This is a genomic window from Vreelandella sp. H-I2 (assembly GCF_052959335.1).
In genome coordinates this window covers 256,780-271,827 of sequence record NZ_JBRAMC010000003.1, presented here as the reverse complement: position 1 = coordinate 271,827, position 15,048 = coordinate 256,780, and the positions used below count along the sequence as shown (strand labels likewise).

The window sequence follows — 15,048 nt, the reverse complement described above, 5'->3', positions numbered from 1 at the left end:
TGACCGAATCCGTAAAAATCGCCGTTTCACACAGGGAGCATGAGGCTTTGTCATCACTAAAAAAGCAATACCACATACATTGGCTGACGGGTCAGCTATGTGAACATAGCAGTGAAACAATGTATCGAAGGTCCATCGAGGCGAGGGTGCGATTTGAATCCTTGCTTTCATTGGTTCTGGCAGCCTTGATCTTTGGCATGTTTGCCATTACGGACTTCTACCTCCTAGGCTTAACTAGAGAGTATTATCTATTAATCACCATGCGCATCGTGGTGGTTAGTCTCTGTCTTCTCTTAGCGTGCATTATCGCCCGCTGGGGCAGCTATTCTCACAAGGCCTGGTTGCATGCTATGCCGCTCTGGATATTTGCGACGGGCATTATTTTGATTGTTCCTTTACGCCCCGAAAGCCTCTCTACGCAAGTAACGGCGGTGGTAGTAGCTACCATGGCTTTCTATCTCCTAATTCCAAATTTGCTAACAGTGGTAACGTTCGCCAGCTTCTATTTAAGCACCGGCTTTCTGGTATCTGCGGTACTGTTTGCAGAGATTGCACCGGTGGAGACGCTTCGCCTAGCGTTGTTGTTGGTCATGACCAATGTAGTAGGTTTCTGTGCCTTGCTGCGCTTAGAGAGCTTGCAGCGCCAGCAATTCTCTCTTCTACACGAAGAGCGTGATCGAAACCGCCAACTACTCAAGGAGATAGCTCATCGAAAATCGCTGGAAGAACAATTGCGTATGGTCGCTGAACGGGATGCTCTGACTGGATTAAATAGTCGGAGCCATTTCATGAAGCGTGCCAAGGCACTGTTGCAGAGTTCGCGATTGGAAGATATGCCGTTCTGCCTATTAATGATCGATGTAGATCATTTCAAGAGCATTAACGATACCTGGGGCCACAGTCATGGAGACTGGGTTCTGACCGAAATCTCGGAGGTTTGTGCACTCTCTCTTCGTCCTAATGATGTGATAGGCCGTTTCGGTGGTGAGGAGTTCGTGGTTGCTCTGCCTGACACTGGCCTTGACGACGCTCTAATCGTGGCAGAGCGCTTAAGAACGAAGGTCGCCGAGTTGCCGTTAAAGGAAGAAATGGGCGAGTTGTCCCTAAGCGTGACCATCGGTATCGCTATAGCACACCGTGAAGAAGTCGACTTAAAGGCACTGATCATACGAGCGGATCAGGCGCTGTACGATGGCAAGCGCGATGGCAGGAACCGGGTAGTGATGTGTCGCAAAGGGATGGATGACGGATGAACTGGAGAAAAAGTTGGCTTCTATCAAGAGCCGCTCCTGGCCGATAAAAGCCCAACGTCACGCCTTCTTGGCCGCGTGACGAGACTATCCGATGAGCCCATTCTCGACCCGTTCCAGGTAAGGCTTCCCGATCATTCGATACACTTCCTCCGCTGCGATGGGATGCGAGATCACATACCCTTGAGCAGTATCGCAACCCAGCTCGGTCAGGGCTTCTAGAGTGGCGTGATCCTCGATGCCTTCTGCGGTCACCTTAAGCCCCAAGGTGTGGGCTAGTTCGATGGTAGAAGCGACAATGGCATAGTCACGCCTGTTTTCGCGCATATTGCAAATAAAACTGCGGTCTAGCTTTACCTCTTCGATAGCGAACCGGCTCAGATAGGAAAGGGAAGCATACCCGGTGCCAAAATCGTCGACGGCGCAGTAGACGCCAGCTTCCCTCAGCGTGGCAATGACCCTGTGGGTGTGCTCATGGTCCTGGATGACTCCGGTCTCGGTAATCTCCAGCCGCAGGCCCTGTAAACTGATAGTTGTCCTTTTGTCGAGAAGAAAATCCACCAGGCCGGCATTATCGGATAGGTCCTGGGCGGCAATATTGACGCTGATGCCAAAGCCGGGATCCTGAGTGCGGCAGCGAGCTAGTTCCTTAATGGCTTCATCGATAACCCAGCGGGTAAGACGGGTGATCATGCCAGCTTTTTCCAGGAGTGGGATAAAGTGACCCGGTGATATGAAGCCCAATCGTGGGTGCTCCCACCGGATCAGCGCCTCTGTCTCGCGAATGCAGCCACTGGCCAGATCCAGCTTGGGTTGATAAACCAAACGCATGTCGCGGGTACCATGCTGACGAAAATCATGCAGCAGGATCAGATCTCGAGGGTCGGGCTGTAACTGAGGCGTGTAAATACACCAAGTGTTACCCTTGGCGTGTGCCGAGGCATAGGCCGTGACAGCGCGTCGCAGCAGCTCTTCGGCGTGGAGGTGGGCAAAGTCCTTGTCCTTGTCACCGTCGGCACGTCCGATGCTGATGCCCATTACTATACCCGGATCGACATTGAGACCTTCGATATAGAAGGAAGCAGTCAGCCGAGCCAAAACTTCTTCCGGGGATAGCCCCTGCGGAGTGATCAAAGCAAAGGTGCCTATGCCTAAATGGGATATCAAAGGGAAGTCGAAGTGCTCCAGATGGTGCCCAAAATCCTTGATCAGTTTCTCATGGCCGGTTCGCCCGAAGGTGCTAGTGACCGAATCCAGGCTCAGCAGCCGCAGGAAGATCAGGGTGGGAGACCAGCCGGGCGATTCAATTAGTCTGCGTTCCAGGACGTTGATAAAGGCCTGTCGGCTGGGTAGGCCAGTCGCCGCATCATACTCCGCTTGGTCACGTAGCTGCTTCTCCAGGCGAAGACGGGACTGTAACTCCTCGGTTAGCTGACGAGTCCTCCAAGCAACTTGGCGCTTCAGGGCCCAAACGCCGGTTAGTCCGACCAGGGCCAACAGCAGTATCGGCAAGATGACCCAGGCCAAGGTATTTAAATGATCGGTTATGGTCGGTTTACGCCACTCCAGCTCTGGAAGCCACGTCTGATAAATGGAGAAATAGGTACCGTCGGCCTGCATGGCCGCGAGTTGAAAATTCAGCCACTCCAGCAGATCGCTATTGCCCTTACGTACGGCAAAGACATAGGAGCGGGGCCAGAAAGGTGAACTGGTATTTCGCACATCGAAATCGGCGGCATGGCGCTTGGCAATGAGCGTAGCTTCTATACAGGCATCGGCTTCCCTGGAATGTACCGCTATGATGCAGTCCCGCTCGCTTTTCACGGGATGCAGGTGGATCTCGGGATACTCTTTTGCCAGCTGCTCCTGAGCATAACTAGCTGTCGTGACGGCGACGGTCTGTCCTCTCAGTGCGTCCAGGTTGCTGAAGCGTTCACCCTCGGTATGTGAGAATATGCTATGGAACTGGTGGTAAAACGGATTTGTGAAATCATATTGCTGGCGGCGGGGTTCAGAAGCGAAGAGAGCAACCACATCGGCCTCGCCGCTCTCAACAGCATGCAATGCCAGCTCCCATTCCATAAGCCGATGCTCCGCCTCTATCTTGCCCCGCTGCGCCATGCTGTTCTGCAAATCGATGACAAATCCTCTAGCCTGTTCGTTGGCGTCGAGCCACTGGAAGGGTGCATAGGTGGAAGAACCTGTAAAAATCAGGTCGTCGTTCCAGTCGGGATGCAGATTACCCAGCGCAATCTTGGGGAGGAACCCAGCAAGGAACAGGCCAGCCGCTAGCACAAGGAGATAAAGTGGACCACCACGGTTAAGAAGCATTGGCGCTCCAAATTGTTAGATTCTACTTATTAATTATTAACTATAGTTTATTAGTTATTAATTACTAGTTTATTGGTTTATTGTTACATTTTAAACGTCATAAATGGTTGAGCAAACCTTACCCCTGGTTCAGATCTGTCATCAATGTGAGAAGTAAAAGTGCTGGCGGAGCGATCAGGTTCACTGGATATTGGTTGCTACTTTATTAATACCAACCTTCAAACATGCTGCCCTGGCTCACTATTCAAACAAATATCCCGTGCCGCTTTTACCTCCCCTTGCGCCAGTAAATTCCATATAAGCAAACGCGCACGCCGCGCCGCGTGCTGCAGAGCATTAACACTTTCAAAATGCCGTACGCCTTCATTCAGCCCAAGAGCCCTGAGCAGAATCTCTTGCCGCTCAACCATCTGCCTGGCAGTCAACATCCAAATGCTATTGCCCATTTTATCAGGGCGGATGCGGGCGGCCTGCATCAGCATGGCCGCGGCCTGGCGTTTGGGCAGTTGATCGAGTAGCAAGCCGCAGGCTTTATGCCACTGGCTCTGAGGGTGGTACCGCAGCGCGGCCAGCATGGCCTGGTCACTGCGCCCACCACCTCCAGGTACCTCACCTGCTAGAGCCGTCACACTGAATGGCTGGTAACCAGGGTTGTCGTGACGGTAATCAAGCTGCAGCTCCAGCATGGTGTCGATTATTCGGGCCACTGCAGCGTCACGCGCTCGTTCATCACTCTTCGCCGCCTCCACGACACGCCAGGGGTTTGTTACCCGCTTCCAATCATCAAACTGCATCTGGCTCCCCTTCTGCTGTGTCATCACCCCTTCCTCCACTCAGTACCGCTTTCCAGCGCCAGCCGTTCCCCAGCTATTTGCGTGCGGGGCCAACTGGCGTATTCCCTGAGTACCGATTTGGCTTCCTCAAGCCCTAGCGCCAGCACGGCGCAATAGCCCTCAAACTCGCTGCTTTCCAGCCACTTGAATTGACTATCGGCTAACGGCGCATCCTTGGGTGGGGTGGCCTTGAACTCGAGGTACAAGCCAAACCAACCGCCGCGGGCCTGACGAATGGGGAGATCGCTAACGCCTGCCTTTACGCCCTGGCGTTTGAGGTCGCTCGCGGTTTTCTTATTGCGGTGGCCACCGTTGGGCACATGGAAGGTGGCATCAAACAATTCACCTACCGGATGACCGCGCATCTTCTCGCCATACAACCAACGGATCAGAACGGCTTGCTCCTGCCCTTCCCAATCAACGGGCTTTGCCCGGGGCGCGCCGCTTTTGGTCAGCGCTCGAGGTCGGCGTAGCTTTTTGGCAGTGGTTTGCTGGCGCCAGCTCATACCAAAACCTCCCGGGCATTGATCAACGTCAACTGGCCCGTATTAAAGGCACCGGTGTCGATATAGAACACATTGCCCAGCCAGGTAGGTTCCTCAACAATGGTGTGCCCGACCACTACGGCATCAATGCCAACCACTGGCGTCGTGTCCCTACTCTTTATACGAGTCCGGCCCCATACCATTTCCACTTTGCCTACATCATCCGCCACCTCAACCTGCGACCAGTCCGCAGGCGGCTCGGCATGAACGATGCCAACCTGCTGCCCCAAAACATCTATCTGGCGGGCGTAAGGTAGATATTTCAGCGCCTCACGAAGAATTTGCCGGACTTCGATCATGTTCTCAGTGATCGCCCAGGTGCCACCGTTGATCATCCAAAGGTCTTCGGCGCTTCCCCCATGCTCAAGCGCATCAATGGCCAACATTTCGTGATTGCCACGCACGCCAAAAAACCAAGGCTCAAAGGCTAGCGATAGGCACTCGAAAGAATCCATCCCCCGGTCGATCAAGTCACCTACACAAAACAACCGATCCTTTGACTTATCGAAGTCAACGCGCGCCATGGACTCAAGTAGCAGGTCGTACTGCCCATGAATGTCACCAACGATAAAATCTCTTCCATCCATGTTCTGGCCGTGCTTTTGAATCAAGCTCATAGCCCTAGCTCCTGATCGAGTTCCCAATCCATAAAACGATGATAAATCACCTCCCAAACCCTTCCGCCTCTGAACGCTTCACGCCATCCCCCCGGCGATCTGGTCAAGCATTCGTTGCTGGCGCTCCCAGCGTTGGTAGTCGGCCACGATCCGTTCCAGCATGACCCTCGCCCTGTCGTTATGATCCAGCTCGGCGCGGCTTTGGATGCCACAGGAGTGACGGATGAAATCAGCGCAATCCTCCGGGCTGTGGGTGCCATCGGGCAGCTGCCGGTATTCGAGCGCCTTTGCCTGACGGCGGCGGCAATCGAGGTACAAACCGAATCGCACGTTTTGGCACAATAACGCGGCACGGCGCGCCTGCTGTCCACCTTTCAATGCTTCACCCATCGTCATGATCCCCTTGATCATTAAGCTTTTCGACACTGCTGCAGAAGGACCCAGCCGCACAGGCCACCGTGATAAACACACCTGCCAGCACCCCCAACAGAAACCAACTCACGCCATCCATTGCTTACCTCCACCGCGTTGGGATGTGCGCATGCATTGCCTGCACGCCGGTAGCTGTTCACCGGTACCCGGGTCACGGAAGTCGGCTGCGCTTTTGCGGTATTGGCAGGCCGGGCACTTAGGTCGGTCATAAACACGGCTCAACATGGTTAACGCCCTCCCATCGCAGCCAGCGGCGCGCCCGCTTGTTCCAACAGCTCACGGCGGCGGGCCTCTTCGCGCTCTACTTCTTCACGGCGCTGGCGTGCCTTGGCATCGCCAGGTTTATTGATGAGCTCACGCAGTTGGCCAACCATGCGCTTACGCTGGCGCCGCCCTTCCTCGGTCAGCGGTTTCTCAGCGGGTGGCAGCAAGTGCGCCACTTTGGGGGCGGGCAGTTTGCCGACATCAACCGCCTCCTGAAGCACCAGCTCACGGCGCTGTGGATCATGCCCCAGTGACACCTCCCACACTGGCTGGCGCCCTTCCGCTTTGGCGGTTTCGGCTTCACGTTCGTAGGCAGCCAGAAACGCCATGCGCGCCCCTACTTGGTCACCGCCGTTCAGTACCGGCTTGGCCACACCAAACGCGCGGGCGATTTCCGGTGTCCACACTACGGTTTCACTCTCATCGGTACTACGCAGCGCCAGCGCCCACGCCTCATTGGGCAACAGGTGCTTATTCGCGCTGGGCAACCGCTCGACGATCGCAGCCAGGGTCAGCTTGCTGTGAAGCTCGGCACGGCAACGAGCCAAAGCGCGGCGGATCTCGGCAAACGGGTAGCCGCCAAGATCATCGGTAATCAGCACCGCAGCGGCTGGGCGGATCACTTGGCCCAACACCTCGGCTGTGGCGTACACCAGTTCGAGCACCTGGTCAGACTCTTGGGCGGTTAGCATGACGAAGACTCCTGCTGTTGGCGGCGGGCGGCCATGATGCGCTTGGCCTCCTCGGCGTTACTCAGGTTGGATTGCGTGCTGTCCAGCTGGCGCGCCCTGGCTTGGGTCACCTGCTGGCCTGTCACGAGTTGCGTGGCGATCGCTTCGCAGTCCTGCAGCAGCAACCCCACGGGGTGCATGCGAGCGGTGTAATACTGGTTGTTCAGCTTCACGTAGTGGGCGGCCACCCCAGGGGCACGCTCTGCCCCCACGCGGTCGACCAGCTGGCTTAGGTTCGCGCCCACCTTCTGGTTCCATACCGGCCAGGTGCCGTAACGGGCACGGTACGCACAGGCGTAGTTGGCCCAGGGTTTGAAGGTCTTGGCGGTGGGGTCACGAGTGCCGGGCATATCGCTGGGGATACGCGCCAGCAAATCATCGGCGGATTCCTGAGCGCCAGCGGGTTCAGCTTGGGGTTTTGCTTCCGGTTCGTCAGCGGCCAGGTAATCACCCCCGGCAGCGGCTGGGCTAGCCCCAGGCGCATCCCTCTTACTGAACCCCTCAGAATGAACCCCTAACCCTGAACCCCTCTCTTCACGATTTTCCGAATACCCCTCTTCGGGATCTCGAATAGGGTTCTCCCCGTTTCCCGAATACCCCTCTTCGGGATCTCGAATAGGGTTCTCCCCGTTTTCCGAATACCCCCCTTCGGGATCTCGAATAGGGCTCTCACGATTTTCCGAATACCCCCCTTCGGTTTTTCGAGTACCCCTGTTCGGCTTTTCGAGTGGGTGTTTCATGAAGATCCGACGCTCGACAATCTGCTTGCCTTCGCGCACCTGATCCACTCGAATCCAGCCCTTCTTTTTCAGCGAGCTGATTACTTCGGAGACTCGGTTGGGCGAGAGGCCAAAGAACTCGGCCAATTTCTTGTTGGACTTGAAACAGCCCTTTTGCGGATGCTGCAGGCTGTCGATCTCGATCAGCATCACTTTCTCTTGCAGTGAGAGCTCGCGATTCAGCCATATCTCGGCGGGGATCCAGACACCGCGGAAGGCGCGTACTTCGGTCATGGAGTAATTCCCCGCACTCTGTAAGCCACGCCGCAAACCTCTATAGTGGTCGTTGCGAGACTATTCATTAACAGAAGGAAAGCGATGTGGCTGAAAACGACACACAGAAAATGCTGAAAACCGTGCTGGTGATGCAGGCAGAAATCCTCGGGAGAATGGAGGCCCTTGAACAAGCGCTGGAAAGCACGGGGAATGGCGTAGAGGATCACTTGCGGAGAATTTCGGGCATGACGCCCACCCCTACTTACGAAGACACGCGCCTGGAAGCCTTGCACCAAATTCGTGAAGCGATAGAGTCTGGAGACAATCGAGGCCTGGATCAGGCGATTGATGAAGTGGTTGGCCTGGTCAATCATCCCCGTTGACCTCATCAGGCTGGCGGCTTTCACCCAGCGCCAGCCTCTAGTCGGCCATACGCCACTTGCCTCCTTGATATCGGAGTTCAGACGGTCACTTTCTCTTAGCAGCCTCCGCAAATAGAAAGCCACGCCGCCAACCGCTAAAGTGTTAGTTGCGACACCAACCACTAATAGAAGGAAACCGGCGTGGCTAAACCAGAAAAAAATTATGTGACTATTTGGGCAGACATTAATGAACGTGTGGCAGGAAAATATGAAACCGGCGCAAGCTACTTGGGTGGAATTACTAATGCTTTTAAGCGTCAGGAAGCTGGCCGTGCCGCATTCAAGGAATTCTTGCTGGAGTGCTTCTTCTACACCCTGATTGATAAAAAAAGCACAGAATGGCATCAACTCAGCAGAGAAGCTGCCATTCAGCATGAACTCATCAACCGTCACCATTGGTTGCCATCGGACATAAGCAAGCTGAGTAGCGAGGAGCTGTGTATCGTTTTTCATGATGACCTCCAGACTCTCACGCTTCCCGATCACGCCTACATGGCGTGTAGAGAGGATTTGAATTCCTTGAGACTTGCTCAGCTGCTTGATCCTCATGCGTAAAAGCACATAACAGTCCCAGGCGCTGTCGAAGCTGCTTTATCTCTTCCTCTAGCGCCTGAATGTTTTCGCGCCGCCATCTCAGTTGGTCTTCAAGTCTCTGAATAGCGAACTCATACTTCCCGAGCTCAGTTATCGCCTCGCCTAAACGGACAACCGATGCATCCTGGCTCATTATTTCTTCCTGTAGACCGCTCATACCCACCTCCAAAACACTGTATATCCAAACAAGCACATTGCTGGCGCTGTACTGACATGCTTTGTTGCATAGGCTGTATTCACTGAGACGCCACCTGCATATCAGCAAATAAATCCGGGCGTAGACTTCGCCGGGTCAAAGCACCAGCAGTCGCCTCTTCCAAACGCTTAGCCATATCTGCACTGGGCTGGCGCTCATAAACAAGCACTTGACGAAGGTATTCAGCTGTCGTGCCAGCAGAATCAGCAATTCTTTCTCGCTGATATATAGATAAAGATTTCCAGAACTCACGATGCGAGCTTTGGCCCATTGTCGCGCCCTCTTAAGTACCAATTTGGTACATAATAGCCCACCAAGAATGTACCGTAAAGGCACTGTACCTATAGAGTACAAATAACGTTCAATATGGATATGAAAGAAATTGCTCAAATCCGCTTAGAGAATGCACGCCACTTAGCCAAGCAAGCTGGCGGCACGACTCCGTTTGCCGTAAAGGTAGATCGCGAGCCAACACAAATGTCTCGAGTAATGGGCACCAACCCGACAAAGAATATTGGTAGCAGGTTGGCGCGCCACATAGAGTCTTGCTTTGGGAAACCCGCAGGATGGCTTGATTACGATCATAACAACGGATCGAGTGAGAATAATGGCGAAACCTACGCCAACACATCACCAACAGCGCAGCCCATTCGCTACAGCCGTTACCCAGTGATCTCAGAAGTGCAGGCCGGGAAGTTCAGCGAATGCGTATTACCCTACCCGGTTGGCATGGAAGACCGGCACGAATCTACCGACTACGCGGCTAAAGGGCCTGCGTTCTGGCTGGAGGTGACCGGCGATTCAATGACAGCGCCAGCAGGCGTAAGGCCAAGCATTCCTGAAGGTACGCTTGTATTGGTCGACACGGGTATCGAACCGACACTTGGTAAGCTGGTGGTTGCTCAGCTTGATGAAAGCAATGAAGCCACGTTCAAAAAGCTGGTCACGGACGGTGGGCAGAAGTACCTGAAACCGCTGAACCCCGCCTATCCGCTAATTCCAATAAATGGGAATTGCCGCATCATAGGCGTGGCTGTTGAGGCAAAAACAAAGCTCTGATTTAGATTTTTTTGCGTTTCATAGGAGGCTTTCGCTTGAGATATTTACTCAATAAGCCTATACAGATAACTGCAACTACTTTACAGTTGCACTCCCGGCAAGGCCGTTATCACTGGAGTCCTTATGGCTGATAAACGGCTGGAGCGCTTGCTGGCGCGGCCAAAAGATTACACCTGGGATGAACTAACGTCTTTGCTCAAACAATACGGCTATAAACTGAAAAATGGCAAAGGCTCACGACGCCGATTCATTGACGATGAAAAGCAGAAAATACTTCTGCACGAGCCACACCCCGGGAACATACTGAAAGAATATATGATTGATGATGTAATCGATCGTTTAAAGGAGCATGGGAAGATATGAATTCTCAAGTGCTTGAATATAAAGGATACCAAGGGGCTGTTGAAACATCGATCGCCGATGGTGTCCTACATGGCAAGATTCTTCACATTAACGACCTAGTTACCTACGAAGGCGAAACCATCGCCGAGCTTAAAGCCGCCTTTGAAGAGTCAGTAGATGAATACCTTGAGATGTGTGAAGAGGAAGGCATCGAACCTGACAAGCCGTATAAAGGCTCTCTCAATGTCCGCATTGGGTCTGACGTTCACCGCAAGCTGGCCCTGGCAGCCGCCCGCGAAAACATAACCATCAACGAGACGATCAAGAAGATCTTGGAAATGTGGCTGCGTGACTGCCCAGACGGTTTCCAGGTTGTCCACCACCATACTCACAACCATATTCACGAAGCGCCGGATGACGACATTTACCATGGCCAAGTGGCGCTGACTTACAGCAACAAACCCAAGCCTAAGCTGAGAGTGGTTTCATGAGCATCGTAAACTTTAGCTTGGATCGGTATCGTTTTGAGCATATCGAAGCAAATAGCCTTGATGTTGATATAGGGCCCGAAGAAAATCAGGTCGTGGAAATGCGTTTTGAAGTAGGCGTGCATGACGATGACAAAGAGAGCAAAGAATTTGCGGTAACCTTTCAGATGGATCTGGCCGCACGCATTCAAGATGAGCGTAAGGAATTGGTAAAAACCAAAGCGCGCGGCATATTTACGTTCTCTGAAGGCGTTGAGCCTCATGAAATTAAAGAGCCTTTAGAACGGCTATATGCAACCACCTTGCTTTATGGCGCGTTACGTCCAGCGCTGGACGCCATTATTGCGAATATCGGCTTCCAAGGGCTAACCATGCCACTAAACCTGCCCATCAGCGAAGAAGGCCGTTTGCCAGAAGCTGACTAATTATCTTTAAAAAATAGCGGAACCGCCCAATTGGGCGGTTTTTTTATGCCTGAGATAAGTGCATCAAGCCCATGTACCTTAAAAGAACATAAAATCCCTTGACTATGTACCTTTATGGTACTTAAATGTACCTAACGGAACACGCAAGGGCAGACAGCAAAATGCAAATTACACAAGGCAACTGGCAAGCTCGAATCAACCCAGAGCGCGGCAGCCTGGGTCTAACCCGCACCGAAGCGATCGATATGATGTTGTTGGCAGCGGGCAACACCTACAAAGAAATAGCACGCGCAACCGGTCGCTCTCCGGAAACCGTGCGCGGCAGCCTCAAGAAGGCATACCACAAGCTAGGCGTTTACAAAGCCGCTGGCGCGGTAGCTGAAGCTATAAGCCGCAAGTGGATTGCCAAGATACACGGCTTCGCAATGTTGGCCGTGCTTTTAGCCTCGTTGATCATCAGCAGCATTAACCCCGATACAGAAGCCATGCGTAACCGCCCACCGGCTCGAACGCGCCAGCAGGTCAACGCCAGCCGAACGGTGTCACGCCGTAATGTGGGGAGCGTGTACTCATGAAGATCTCTACGTTTATCGATGCACGCACCAGCAAGATGTTCGAAAGCAACGGCCTACCCAGGGAGTTCCTGGCGTTAATTGCTGACTGCCAAATGCTGGCGGTGGCTATCAATTTGCAAGGCCATTACGCCGTCCTGCTCGAAACCACCCAGCATGGAATCTTTTGCCATACCTGGTTGGCCGCTCATAGCGCACAGCACGTAAGTCATCGCCGTTTTGACTTCTTTTACGGCAAAGACCCGGCACTTATCGAAATCTGCGATCACCTCAGAAGCTTGCTGAATGGCAGCCAGGGCGGTGTTTCATGAGCAGCCAAGCCACCAAAGCTGTTTGGGCGGCCTTCATGATCCTAGCGGTCACCGTTCTGGGCCAGCTCTCCCAACGCGAAGAGGAAGATCAATCCGACTGGCTGGTGAGCTACTGCACGGATGCAGCGATATGGGCCGCCGAGGAGGCCCGCGGTGTACCGCTGGAAAAGCGTACTGGCCAGCCGGATTACAAAGGCATTGCCAAGGAGCATTGCCCAGGCATGCGCCCCGCTGCTCCCGCGCTGGATATCGACGCCACCTCACCGGCTCAGCTAGCCATGCCCGACACGGTGCCGTTTCACCAACTGGTTCAGTTTTGAGGGGACTGGCGTATGTACATGCTCAACCGGCTTGGCCAGCGAATCATCGTCGGCAATCGCCGCCGCCATTGCCGGTGCCGTTCGTGCGGTGCCCGCCAGGTTAAGGCCAAGCACCCCGCTGAGTATTTACGCCGCATTCGCTGCAAAAGCTGTGGGGAGTTCGACACGCTACGCATCGACAAGTGGGCGGATCGGCGCGGCTGGCGGTACCAGACATGCTACTGCGATGGGTACCACTTCCCCCACCGGATCCGCTCGGAGTTTTGCTATCACAACCCCAACTACCCCGACGAAGACGCCCAGCGCGCCAGGCTCGTCGGTTCGTAAAGGCTCCCTATGGATTTTAACGAAAAGTTTGACCGGATATTCAAAACGCCAGCGCCAGCAGAGAGCAACGCCGGCGAAAAAAATGAGGACAGCGAGGTGCCGTCATGAGCGCGATATATACGAAAGATCCCGCCACCGGCGAGCGGGTAACGCTCAGCGAGTTAGCAAAACGCCACGGCGTACACGTCTCAACCATTTCCCGCCGTTATAGCGAGGGCAAACGCGGGCAGGCGCTCGTCGATCAAGTGGATATGCAAGCGCATCTCGCCGAGCTGAACGCGAAAGCTCACGAAGCCGCAGAGCGTAGAAAAGCAATCATCCTAGCCAACATGAACGCCTTATCACGCCCGTTTAAGCAACTAGGAGGTGATGACCATGCCTAACGAAACCATCGATCCAGGAATATTATTAGAGCTATGCCGCCAACGTCACCATAACGGCGGTGTCACTCTCGGCTGGCCGTGCATGCTTCACATCATTGAGCAGCTACGCCGAAGCAATGCGCTTATAGCGAAACTTGAAAAGATTGATGTAGCTCGAGGCGTACATCCACACCAGCAATGGGCAGATGCCAAAGCAGCGCTCGAGGAGTACATGGAGGCCAGCCATGACTGACTACCTCGCTAACAATGGCAAGCCCTGGTCACCGGAAGATATAACAGCGCTGGAAAAAGTCTATCCGGACACCGACAACGCAACGCTTGGGCGGATCTTCCGACGCAGTACGCTCAGTATCAAAAACCAAGCCACCAATCGGGGTTTGCACAAGTCAGACGCCTACATGGCGACTAAACCTGGTTGCTTTAAATCAGGGCTGACCCCTTGGAACAAAGGCACTCACTTCAGCCCCTCTGGCAGCGAGCGCACGCGCTTCAAGAAAGGCCAAAAGCCAGCAACGTGGTTACCAATCGGCAGCGAACGCGTCACGAAGGATGGCTATCTGGAACGCAAGATGACCGACACCGGATACCCGCCTAGTGACTGGGTCGCAGTCACCCACATTGAGTGGGAAAAGCACAACGGGCGACCGGTACCAAAAGGCCACGCTGTGATATTCCGCGATGGTGATAAGCGCAACTTCGCGTCAGCCAACCTAGAGCTAATTAGCCGCGCTGATCTAATGCGCCGCAACAGTTACCTCAACCTACCCGAGCCGTTGCCGCAAATCGTCCAGCTACGCGGCGCTCTAAACCGCAAAATCAACCGCAGGAGCCAGCAGGCATGAAAAACAAAATCGATGATCTACGCAATCACCTGTTTGCCCAGCTAGAGCGCTTAGGTGATGAGAGCGTCACGGGCGATGCGTTGAAAGAAGAAATCCAGCGAGCCAAAGCTGTTAGCGATGTATCCGCACAATTAGTGGATAGCGCGCGCGCTGAAAACGAAAGGCTTAAGCTGCTCAAGCGTGCGCCAGGTAGTGAGTTCATGCCCGCTGGCCAGTTGATTGATGAAGAAGGCCTTCCAGCCTTAGGGGGTGGAAAGTGAGCCGTTATGCAGAGAATACCAACGTTTCCAGTGAGCGCAGCCGTGCCGAGATTGAGCAAACCGTATCACGATACGGCGCCAGTGGATTTATGTACGGATGGGATAATGGTACCGCAGTGATGGCGTTTCAAATGCACGGTCGCCGGATCCGGTTCGATCTCTCTATGCCTGACCGCAACAGAAGCGATTTCACGCAAACCGAAACAGGCCGCGAGCGGGCGCCGGCACAAGCCGCTAAGGCGTGGGAACAAGCATGCCGCCAGCGGTGGCGCGCACTCGCCTTGGTCATTAAAGCCAAGCTGGAAGCGGTCGAGTCTGGCATTACCGAGTTCGAGGAGGAATTTCTCGCGCATATCGTATTGCCCAACGGAAACACGGTTGGCCACTGGATGCTGCCCCAAGTGGAAAGCGCTTATTCAAGGGGTGAAATGCCCCCATTGCTGCCAGCGCCGGGGGCTAGATGAACAAGAAAACATCAATGACTTGCAACCCAGATGGAAAAGGTCTGG

At 54.1% G+C, this 15,048-nt stretch carries 26 protein-coding genes; 16 read left to right on the top strand and 10 right to left on the bottom strand.

What is annotated here, in order from left to right:
• The first annotated feature begins 146 nt into the window (after positions 1-146).
• Entirely contained in the window at positions 147-1,253 is a 1,107-nt protein-coding gene (locus ACUVOF_RS09170; RefSeq protein ID WP_447044063.1) for a GGDEF domain-containing protein, read from the top strand.
• A gap of 84 nt (positions 1,254-1,337) precedes the next feature.
• On the opposite strand, the gene ACUVOF_RS09165 is transcribed toward ACUVOF_RS09170, so the two are convergent.
• From ACUVOF_RS09165 to ACUVOF_RS09125, 9 genes are all read right to left on the bottom strand, one after another.
• Entirely contained in the window at positions 1,338-3,581 is a 2,244-nt protein-coding gene (locus ACUVOF_RS09165) for a putative bifunctional diguanylate cyclase/phosphodiesterase (RefSeq protein ID WP_447044062.1), read from the bottom strand.
• 218 nt (positions 3,582-3,799) lie between these two features.
• Positions 3,800-4,399, bottom strand: a complete 600-nt coding sequence (locus tag ACUVOF_RS09160) for a hypothetical protein (RefSeq protein WP_447044061.1) — start codon at positions 4,397-4,399, stop codon at positions 3,800-3,802.
• Positions 4,399-4,920, bottom strand: a complete 522-nt coding sequence (locus ACUVOF_RS09155) for a VRR-NUC domain-containing protein (RefSeq protein ID WP_447044060.1) — start codon at positions 4,918-4,920, stop codon at positions 4,399-4,401. The genes ACUVOF_RS09160 and ACUVOF_RS09155 overlap by 1 nt, the downstream gene beginning before the upstream one ends.
• A complete protein-coding gene (locus ACUVOF_RS09150; protein ID WP_447044059.1) occupies positions 4,917-5,576 on the bottom strand; it encodes a metallophosphoesterase in 660 nt (219 codons plus the stop codon). The genes ACUVOF_RS09155 and ACUVOF_RS09150 overlap by 4 nt, the downstream gene beginning before the upstream one ends.
• A 78-nt stretch (positions 5,577-5,654) precedes the next feature.
• Positions 5,655-5,966 carry a hypothetical protein gene (locus ACUVOF_RS09145; RefSeq protein ID WP_447044058.1) on the bottom strand — a complete coding sequence of 104 codons (312 nt, stop codon included), beginning with the start codon at positions 5,964-5,966 and terminating at the stop codon, positions 5,655-5,657.
• Positions 5,959-6,087, bottom strand: coding sequence for a hypothetical protein (locus ACUVOF_RS09140; protein WP_447044057.1), 129 nt, complete (start codon positions 6,085-6,087; stop codon positions 5,959-5,961). Before ACUVOF_RS09140 ends, ACUVOF_RS09145 begins: the two co-directional genes overlap by 8 nt.
• Complete coding sequence (locus tag ACUVOF_RS09135) at positions 6,075-6,233, bottom strand: hypothetical protein (RefSeq protein WP_447044056.1); 159 nt, start codon at positions 6,231-6,233, stop codon at positions 6,075-6,077. The genes ACUVOF_RS09140 and ACUVOF_RS09135 overlap by 13 nt, the downstream gene beginning before the upstream one ends.
• Before the next feature lie 2 nt (positions 6,234-6,235).
• Positions 6,236-6,964, bottom strand: a complete 729-nt coding sequence (locus ACUVOF_RS09130; RefSeq protein WP_447044055.1) for a hypothetical protein — start codon at positions 6,962-6,964, stop codon at positions 6,236-6,238.
• Positions 6,958-8,016 (bottom strand): helix-turn-helix domain-containing protein, encoded by a 1,059-nt coding sequence (locus ACUVOF_RS09125; protein WP_447044054.1) that lies wholly within the window; start codon positions 8,014-8,016, stop codon positions 6,958-6,960. Before ACUVOF_RS09125 ends, ACUVOF_RS09130 begins: the two co-directional genes overlap by 7 nt.
• A gap of 86 nt (positions 8,017-8,102) precedes the next feature.
• Here ACUVOF_RS09125 and ACUVOF_RS09120 point away from each other — a divergent pair, with 86 nt between their 5' ends.
• Positions 8,103-8,381, top strand: a complete 279-nt coding sequence (locus ACUVOF_RS09120) for a hypothetical protein (RefSeq protein WP_447044053.1) — start codon at positions 8,103-8,105, stop codon at positions 8,379-8,381.
• Positions 8,382-8,561: 180 nt separating this feature from the next.
• On the top strand, positions 8,562-8,975 hold the full coding sequence (locus ACUVOF_RS09115) for a hypothetical protein (RefSeq protein ID WP_447044052.1): 414 nt from the start codon (positions 8,562-8,564) through the stop codon (positions 8,973-8,975).
• Positions 8,976-9,250: 275 nt separating this feature from the next.
• On the opposite strand, the gene ACUVOF_RS09110 is transcribed toward ACUVOF_RS09115, so the two are convergent.
• Entirely contained in the window at positions 9,251-9,481 is a 231-nt protein-coding gene (locus tag ACUVOF_RS09110) for a hypothetical protein (RefSeq protein ID WP_447044051.1), read from the bottom strand.
• Between the two features lie 95 nt (positions 9,482-9,576).
• On the opposite strand from ACUVOF_RS09110, the gene ACUVOF_RS09105 reads away from it, so the two are divergent.
• From ACUVOF_RS09105 to ACUVOF_RS09045, 13 genes are all read left to right on the top strand, one after another.
• Positions 9,577-10,269, top strand: a complete 693-nt coding sequence (locus tag ACUVOF_RS09105; RefSeq protein ID WP_447044050.1) for a LexA family protein — start codon at positions 9,577-9,579, stop codon at positions 10,267-10,269.
• Positions 10,270-10,392: 123 nt separating this feature from the next.
• Positions 10,393-10,632 (top strand): type II toxin-antitoxin system HicA family toxin, encoded by a 240-nt coding sequence (locus ACUVOF_RS09100; protein ID WP_447044049.1) that lies wholly within the window; start codon positions 10,393-10,395, stop codon positions 10,630-10,632.
• Positions 10,629-11,102, top strand: a complete 474-nt coding sequence (locus ACUVOF_RS09095) for a type II toxin-antitoxin system HicB family antitoxin (RefSeq protein ID WP_447044048.1) — start codon at positions 10,629-10,631, stop codon at positions 11,100-11,102. The genes ACUVOF_RS09100 and ACUVOF_RS09095 overlap by 4 nt, the downstream gene beginning before the upstream one ends.
• Complete coding sequence (locus ACUVOF_RS09090) at positions 11,099-11,524, top strand: hypothetical protein (RefSeq protein ID WP_447044047.1); 426 nt, start codon at positions 11,099-11,101, stop codon at positions 11,522-11,524. The genes ACUVOF_RS09095 and ACUVOF_RS09090 overlap by 4 nt, the downstream gene beginning before the upstream one ends.
• Before the next feature lie 161 nt (positions 11,525-11,685).
• A complete protein-coding gene (locus ACUVOF_RS09085) occupies positions 11,686-12,099 on the top strand; it encodes a helix-turn-helix transcriptional regulator (protein ID WP_447044046.1) in 414 nt (137 codons plus the stop codon).
• Entirely contained in the window at positions 12,096-12,407 is a 312-nt protein-coding gene (locus ACUVOF_RS09080; RefSeq protein WP_447044045.1) for a hypothetical protein, read from the top strand. The genes ACUVOF_RS09085 and ACUVOF_RS09080 overlap by 4 nt, the downstream gene beginning before the upstream one ends.
• Positions 12,404-12,727: a hypothetical protein gene (locus ACUVOF_RS09075; protein ID WP_447044044.1), complete on the top strand. Its 324-nt coding sequence runs from the start codon at positions 12,404-12,406 to the stop codon at positions 12,725-12,727. The genes ACUVOF_RS09080 and ACUVOF_RS09075 overlap by 4 nt, the downstream gene beginning before the upstream one ends.
• Positions 12,728-12,739: 12 nt before the next feature.
• Complete coding sequence (locus tag ACUVOF_RS09070) at positions 12,740-13,054, top strand: hypothetical protein (protein WP_447044043.1); 315 nt, start codon at positions 12,740-12,742, stop codon at positions 13,052-13,054.
• 104 nt (positions 13,055-13,158) lie between these two features.
• Positions 13,159-13,437, top strand: coding sequence for a hypothetical protein (locus ACUVOF_RS09065; RefSeq protein WP_447044042.1), 279 nt, complete (start codon positions 13,159-13,161; stop codon positions 13,435-13,437).
• A complete protein-coding gene (locus tag ACUVOF_RS09060; protein WP_447044041.1) occupies positions 13,430-13,669 on the top strand; it encodes a hypothetical protein in 240 nt (79 codons plus the stop codon). Before ACUVOF_RS09065 ends, ACUVOF_RS09060 begins: the two co-directional genes overlap by 8 nt.
• Complete coding sequence (locus ACUVOF_RS09055) at positions 13,662-14,279, top strand: HNH endonuclease signature motif containing protein (protein WP_447044040.1); 618 nt, start codon at positions 13,662-13,664, stop codon at positions 14,277-14,279. Before ACUVOF_RS09060 ends, ACUVOF_RS09055 begins: the two co-directional genes overlap by 8 nt.
• Complete coding sequence (locus ACUVOF_RS09050) at positions 14,276-14,539, top strand: hypothetical protein (RefSeq protein ID WP_447044039.1); 264 nt, start codon at positions 14,276-14,278, stop codon at positions 14,537-14,539. Before ACUVOF_RS09055 ends, ACUVOF_RS09050 begins: the two co-directional genes overlap by 4 nt.
• Positions 14,536-15,003 (top strand): hypothetical protein, encoded by a 468-nt coding sequence (locus tag ACUVOF_RS09045; protein ID WP_447044038.1) that lies wholly within the window; start codon positions 14,536-14,538, stop codon positions 15,001-15,003. The genes ACUVOF_RS09050 and ACUVOF_RS09045 overlap by 4 nt, the downstream gene beginning before the upstream one ends.
• The last annotated feature ends 45 nt before the right edge of the window (positions 15,004-15,048 follow it).

What these genes read in the sequence shown, in the direction of transcription:
- ACUVOF_RS09100 (WP_447044049.1), top strand. Translation starts at nt 10,393, where the DNA reads ATGGCTGATAAACGGCTGGAGCGCTTGCTGGCGCGGCCAAAAGATTAC.
- ACUVOF_RS09160 (WP_447044061.1), bottom strand. Translation starts at nt 4,399, where the DNA reads ATGACACAGCAGAAGGGGAGCCAGATGCAGTTTGATGATTGGAAGCGG.
- ACUVOF_RS09070 (WP_447044043.1), top strand. Translation starts at nt 12,740, where the DNA reads ATGTACATGCTCAACCGGCTTGGCCAGCGAATCATCGTCGGCAATCGC.
- ACUVOF_RS09135 (WP_447044056.1), bottom strand. Translation starts at nt 6,233, where the DNA reads ATGTTGAGCCGTGTTTATGACCGACCTAAGTGCCCGGCCTGCCAATAC.
- ACUVOF_RS09060 (WP_447044041.1), top strand. Translation starts at nt 13,430, where the DNA reads ATGCCTAACGAAACCATCGATCCAGGAATATTATTAGAGCTATGCCGC.
- ACUVOF_RS09165 (WP_447044062.1), bottom strand. Translation starts at nt 3,581, where the DNA reads ATGCTTCTTAACCGTGGTGGTCCACTTTATCTCCTTGTGCTAGCGGCT.
- ACUVOF_RS09080 (WP_447044045.1), top strand. Translation starts at nt 12,096, where the DNA reads ATGAAGATCTCTACGTTTATCGATGCACGCACCAGCAAGATGTTCGAA.
- ACUVOF_RS09055 (WP_447044040.1), top strand. Translation starts at nt 13,662, where the DNA reads ATGACTGACTACCTCGCTAACAATGGCAAGCCCTGGTCACCGGAAGAT.
- ACUVOF_RS09110 (WP_447044051.1), bottom strand. Translation starts at nt 9,481, where the DNA reads ATGGGCCAAAGCTCGCATCGTGAGTTCTGGAAATCTTTATCTATATAT.
- ACUVOF_RS09155 (WP_447044060.1), bottom strand. Translation starts at nt 4,920, where the DNA reads ATGAGCTGGCGCCAGCAAACCACTGCCAAAAAGCTACGCCGACCTCGA.
- ACUVOF_RS09075 (WP_447044044.1), top strand. Translation starts at nt 12,404, where the DNA reads ATGAGCAGCCAAGCCACCAAAGCTGTTTGGGCGGCCTTCATGATCCTA.
- ACUVOF_RS09145 (WP_447044058.1), bottom strand. Translation starts at nt 5,966, where the DNA reads ATGGGTGAAGCATTGAAAGGTGGACAGCAGGCGCGCCGTGCCGCGTTA.
- ACUVOF_RS09125 (WP_447044054.1), bottom strand. Translation starts at nt 8,016, where the DNA reads ATGACCGAAGTACGCGCCTTCCGCGGTGTCTGGATCCCCGCCGAGATA.
- ACUVOF_RS09065 (WP_447044042.1), top strand. Translation starts at nt 13,159, where the DNA reads ATGAGCGCGATATATACGAAAGATCCCGCCACCGGCGAGCGGGTAACG.
- ACUVOF_RS09090 (WP_447044047.1), top strand. Translation starts at nt 11,099, where the DNA reads ATGAGCATCGTAAACTTTAGCTTGGATCGGTATCGTTTTGAGCATATC.
- ACUVOF_RS09150 (WP_447044059.1), bottom strand. Translation starts at nt 5,576, where the DNA reads ATGAGCTTGATTCAAAAGCACGGCCAGAACATGGATGGAAGAGATTTT.
- ACUVOF_RS09050 (WP_447044039.1), top strand. Translation starts at nt 14,276, where the DNA reads ATGAAAAACAAAATCGATGATCTACGCAATCACCTGTTTGCCCAGCTA.
- ACUVOF_RS09140 (WP_447044057.1), bottom strand. Translation starts at nt 6,087, where the DNA reads ATGGATGGCGTGAGTTGGTTTCTGTTGGGGGTGCTGGCAGGTGTGTTT.
- ACUVOF_RS09130 (WP_447044055.1), bottom strand. Translation starts at nt 6,964, where the DNA reads ATGCTAACCGCCCAAGAGTCTGACCAGGTGCTCGAACTGGTGTACGCC.
- ACUVOF_RS09105 (WP_447044050.1), top strand. Translation starts at nt 9,577, where the DNA reads ATGGATATGAAAGAAATTGCTCAAATCCGCTTAGAGAATGCACGCCAC.
- ACUVOF_RS09085 (WP_447044046.1), top strand. Translation starts at nt 11,686, where the DNA reads ATGCAAATTACACAAGGCAACTGGCAAGCTCGAATCAACCCAGAGCGC.
- ACUVOF_RS09095 (WP_447044048.1), top strand. Translation starts at nt 10,629, where the DNA reads ATGAATTCTCAAGTGCTTGAATATAAAGGATACCAAGGGGCTGTTGAA.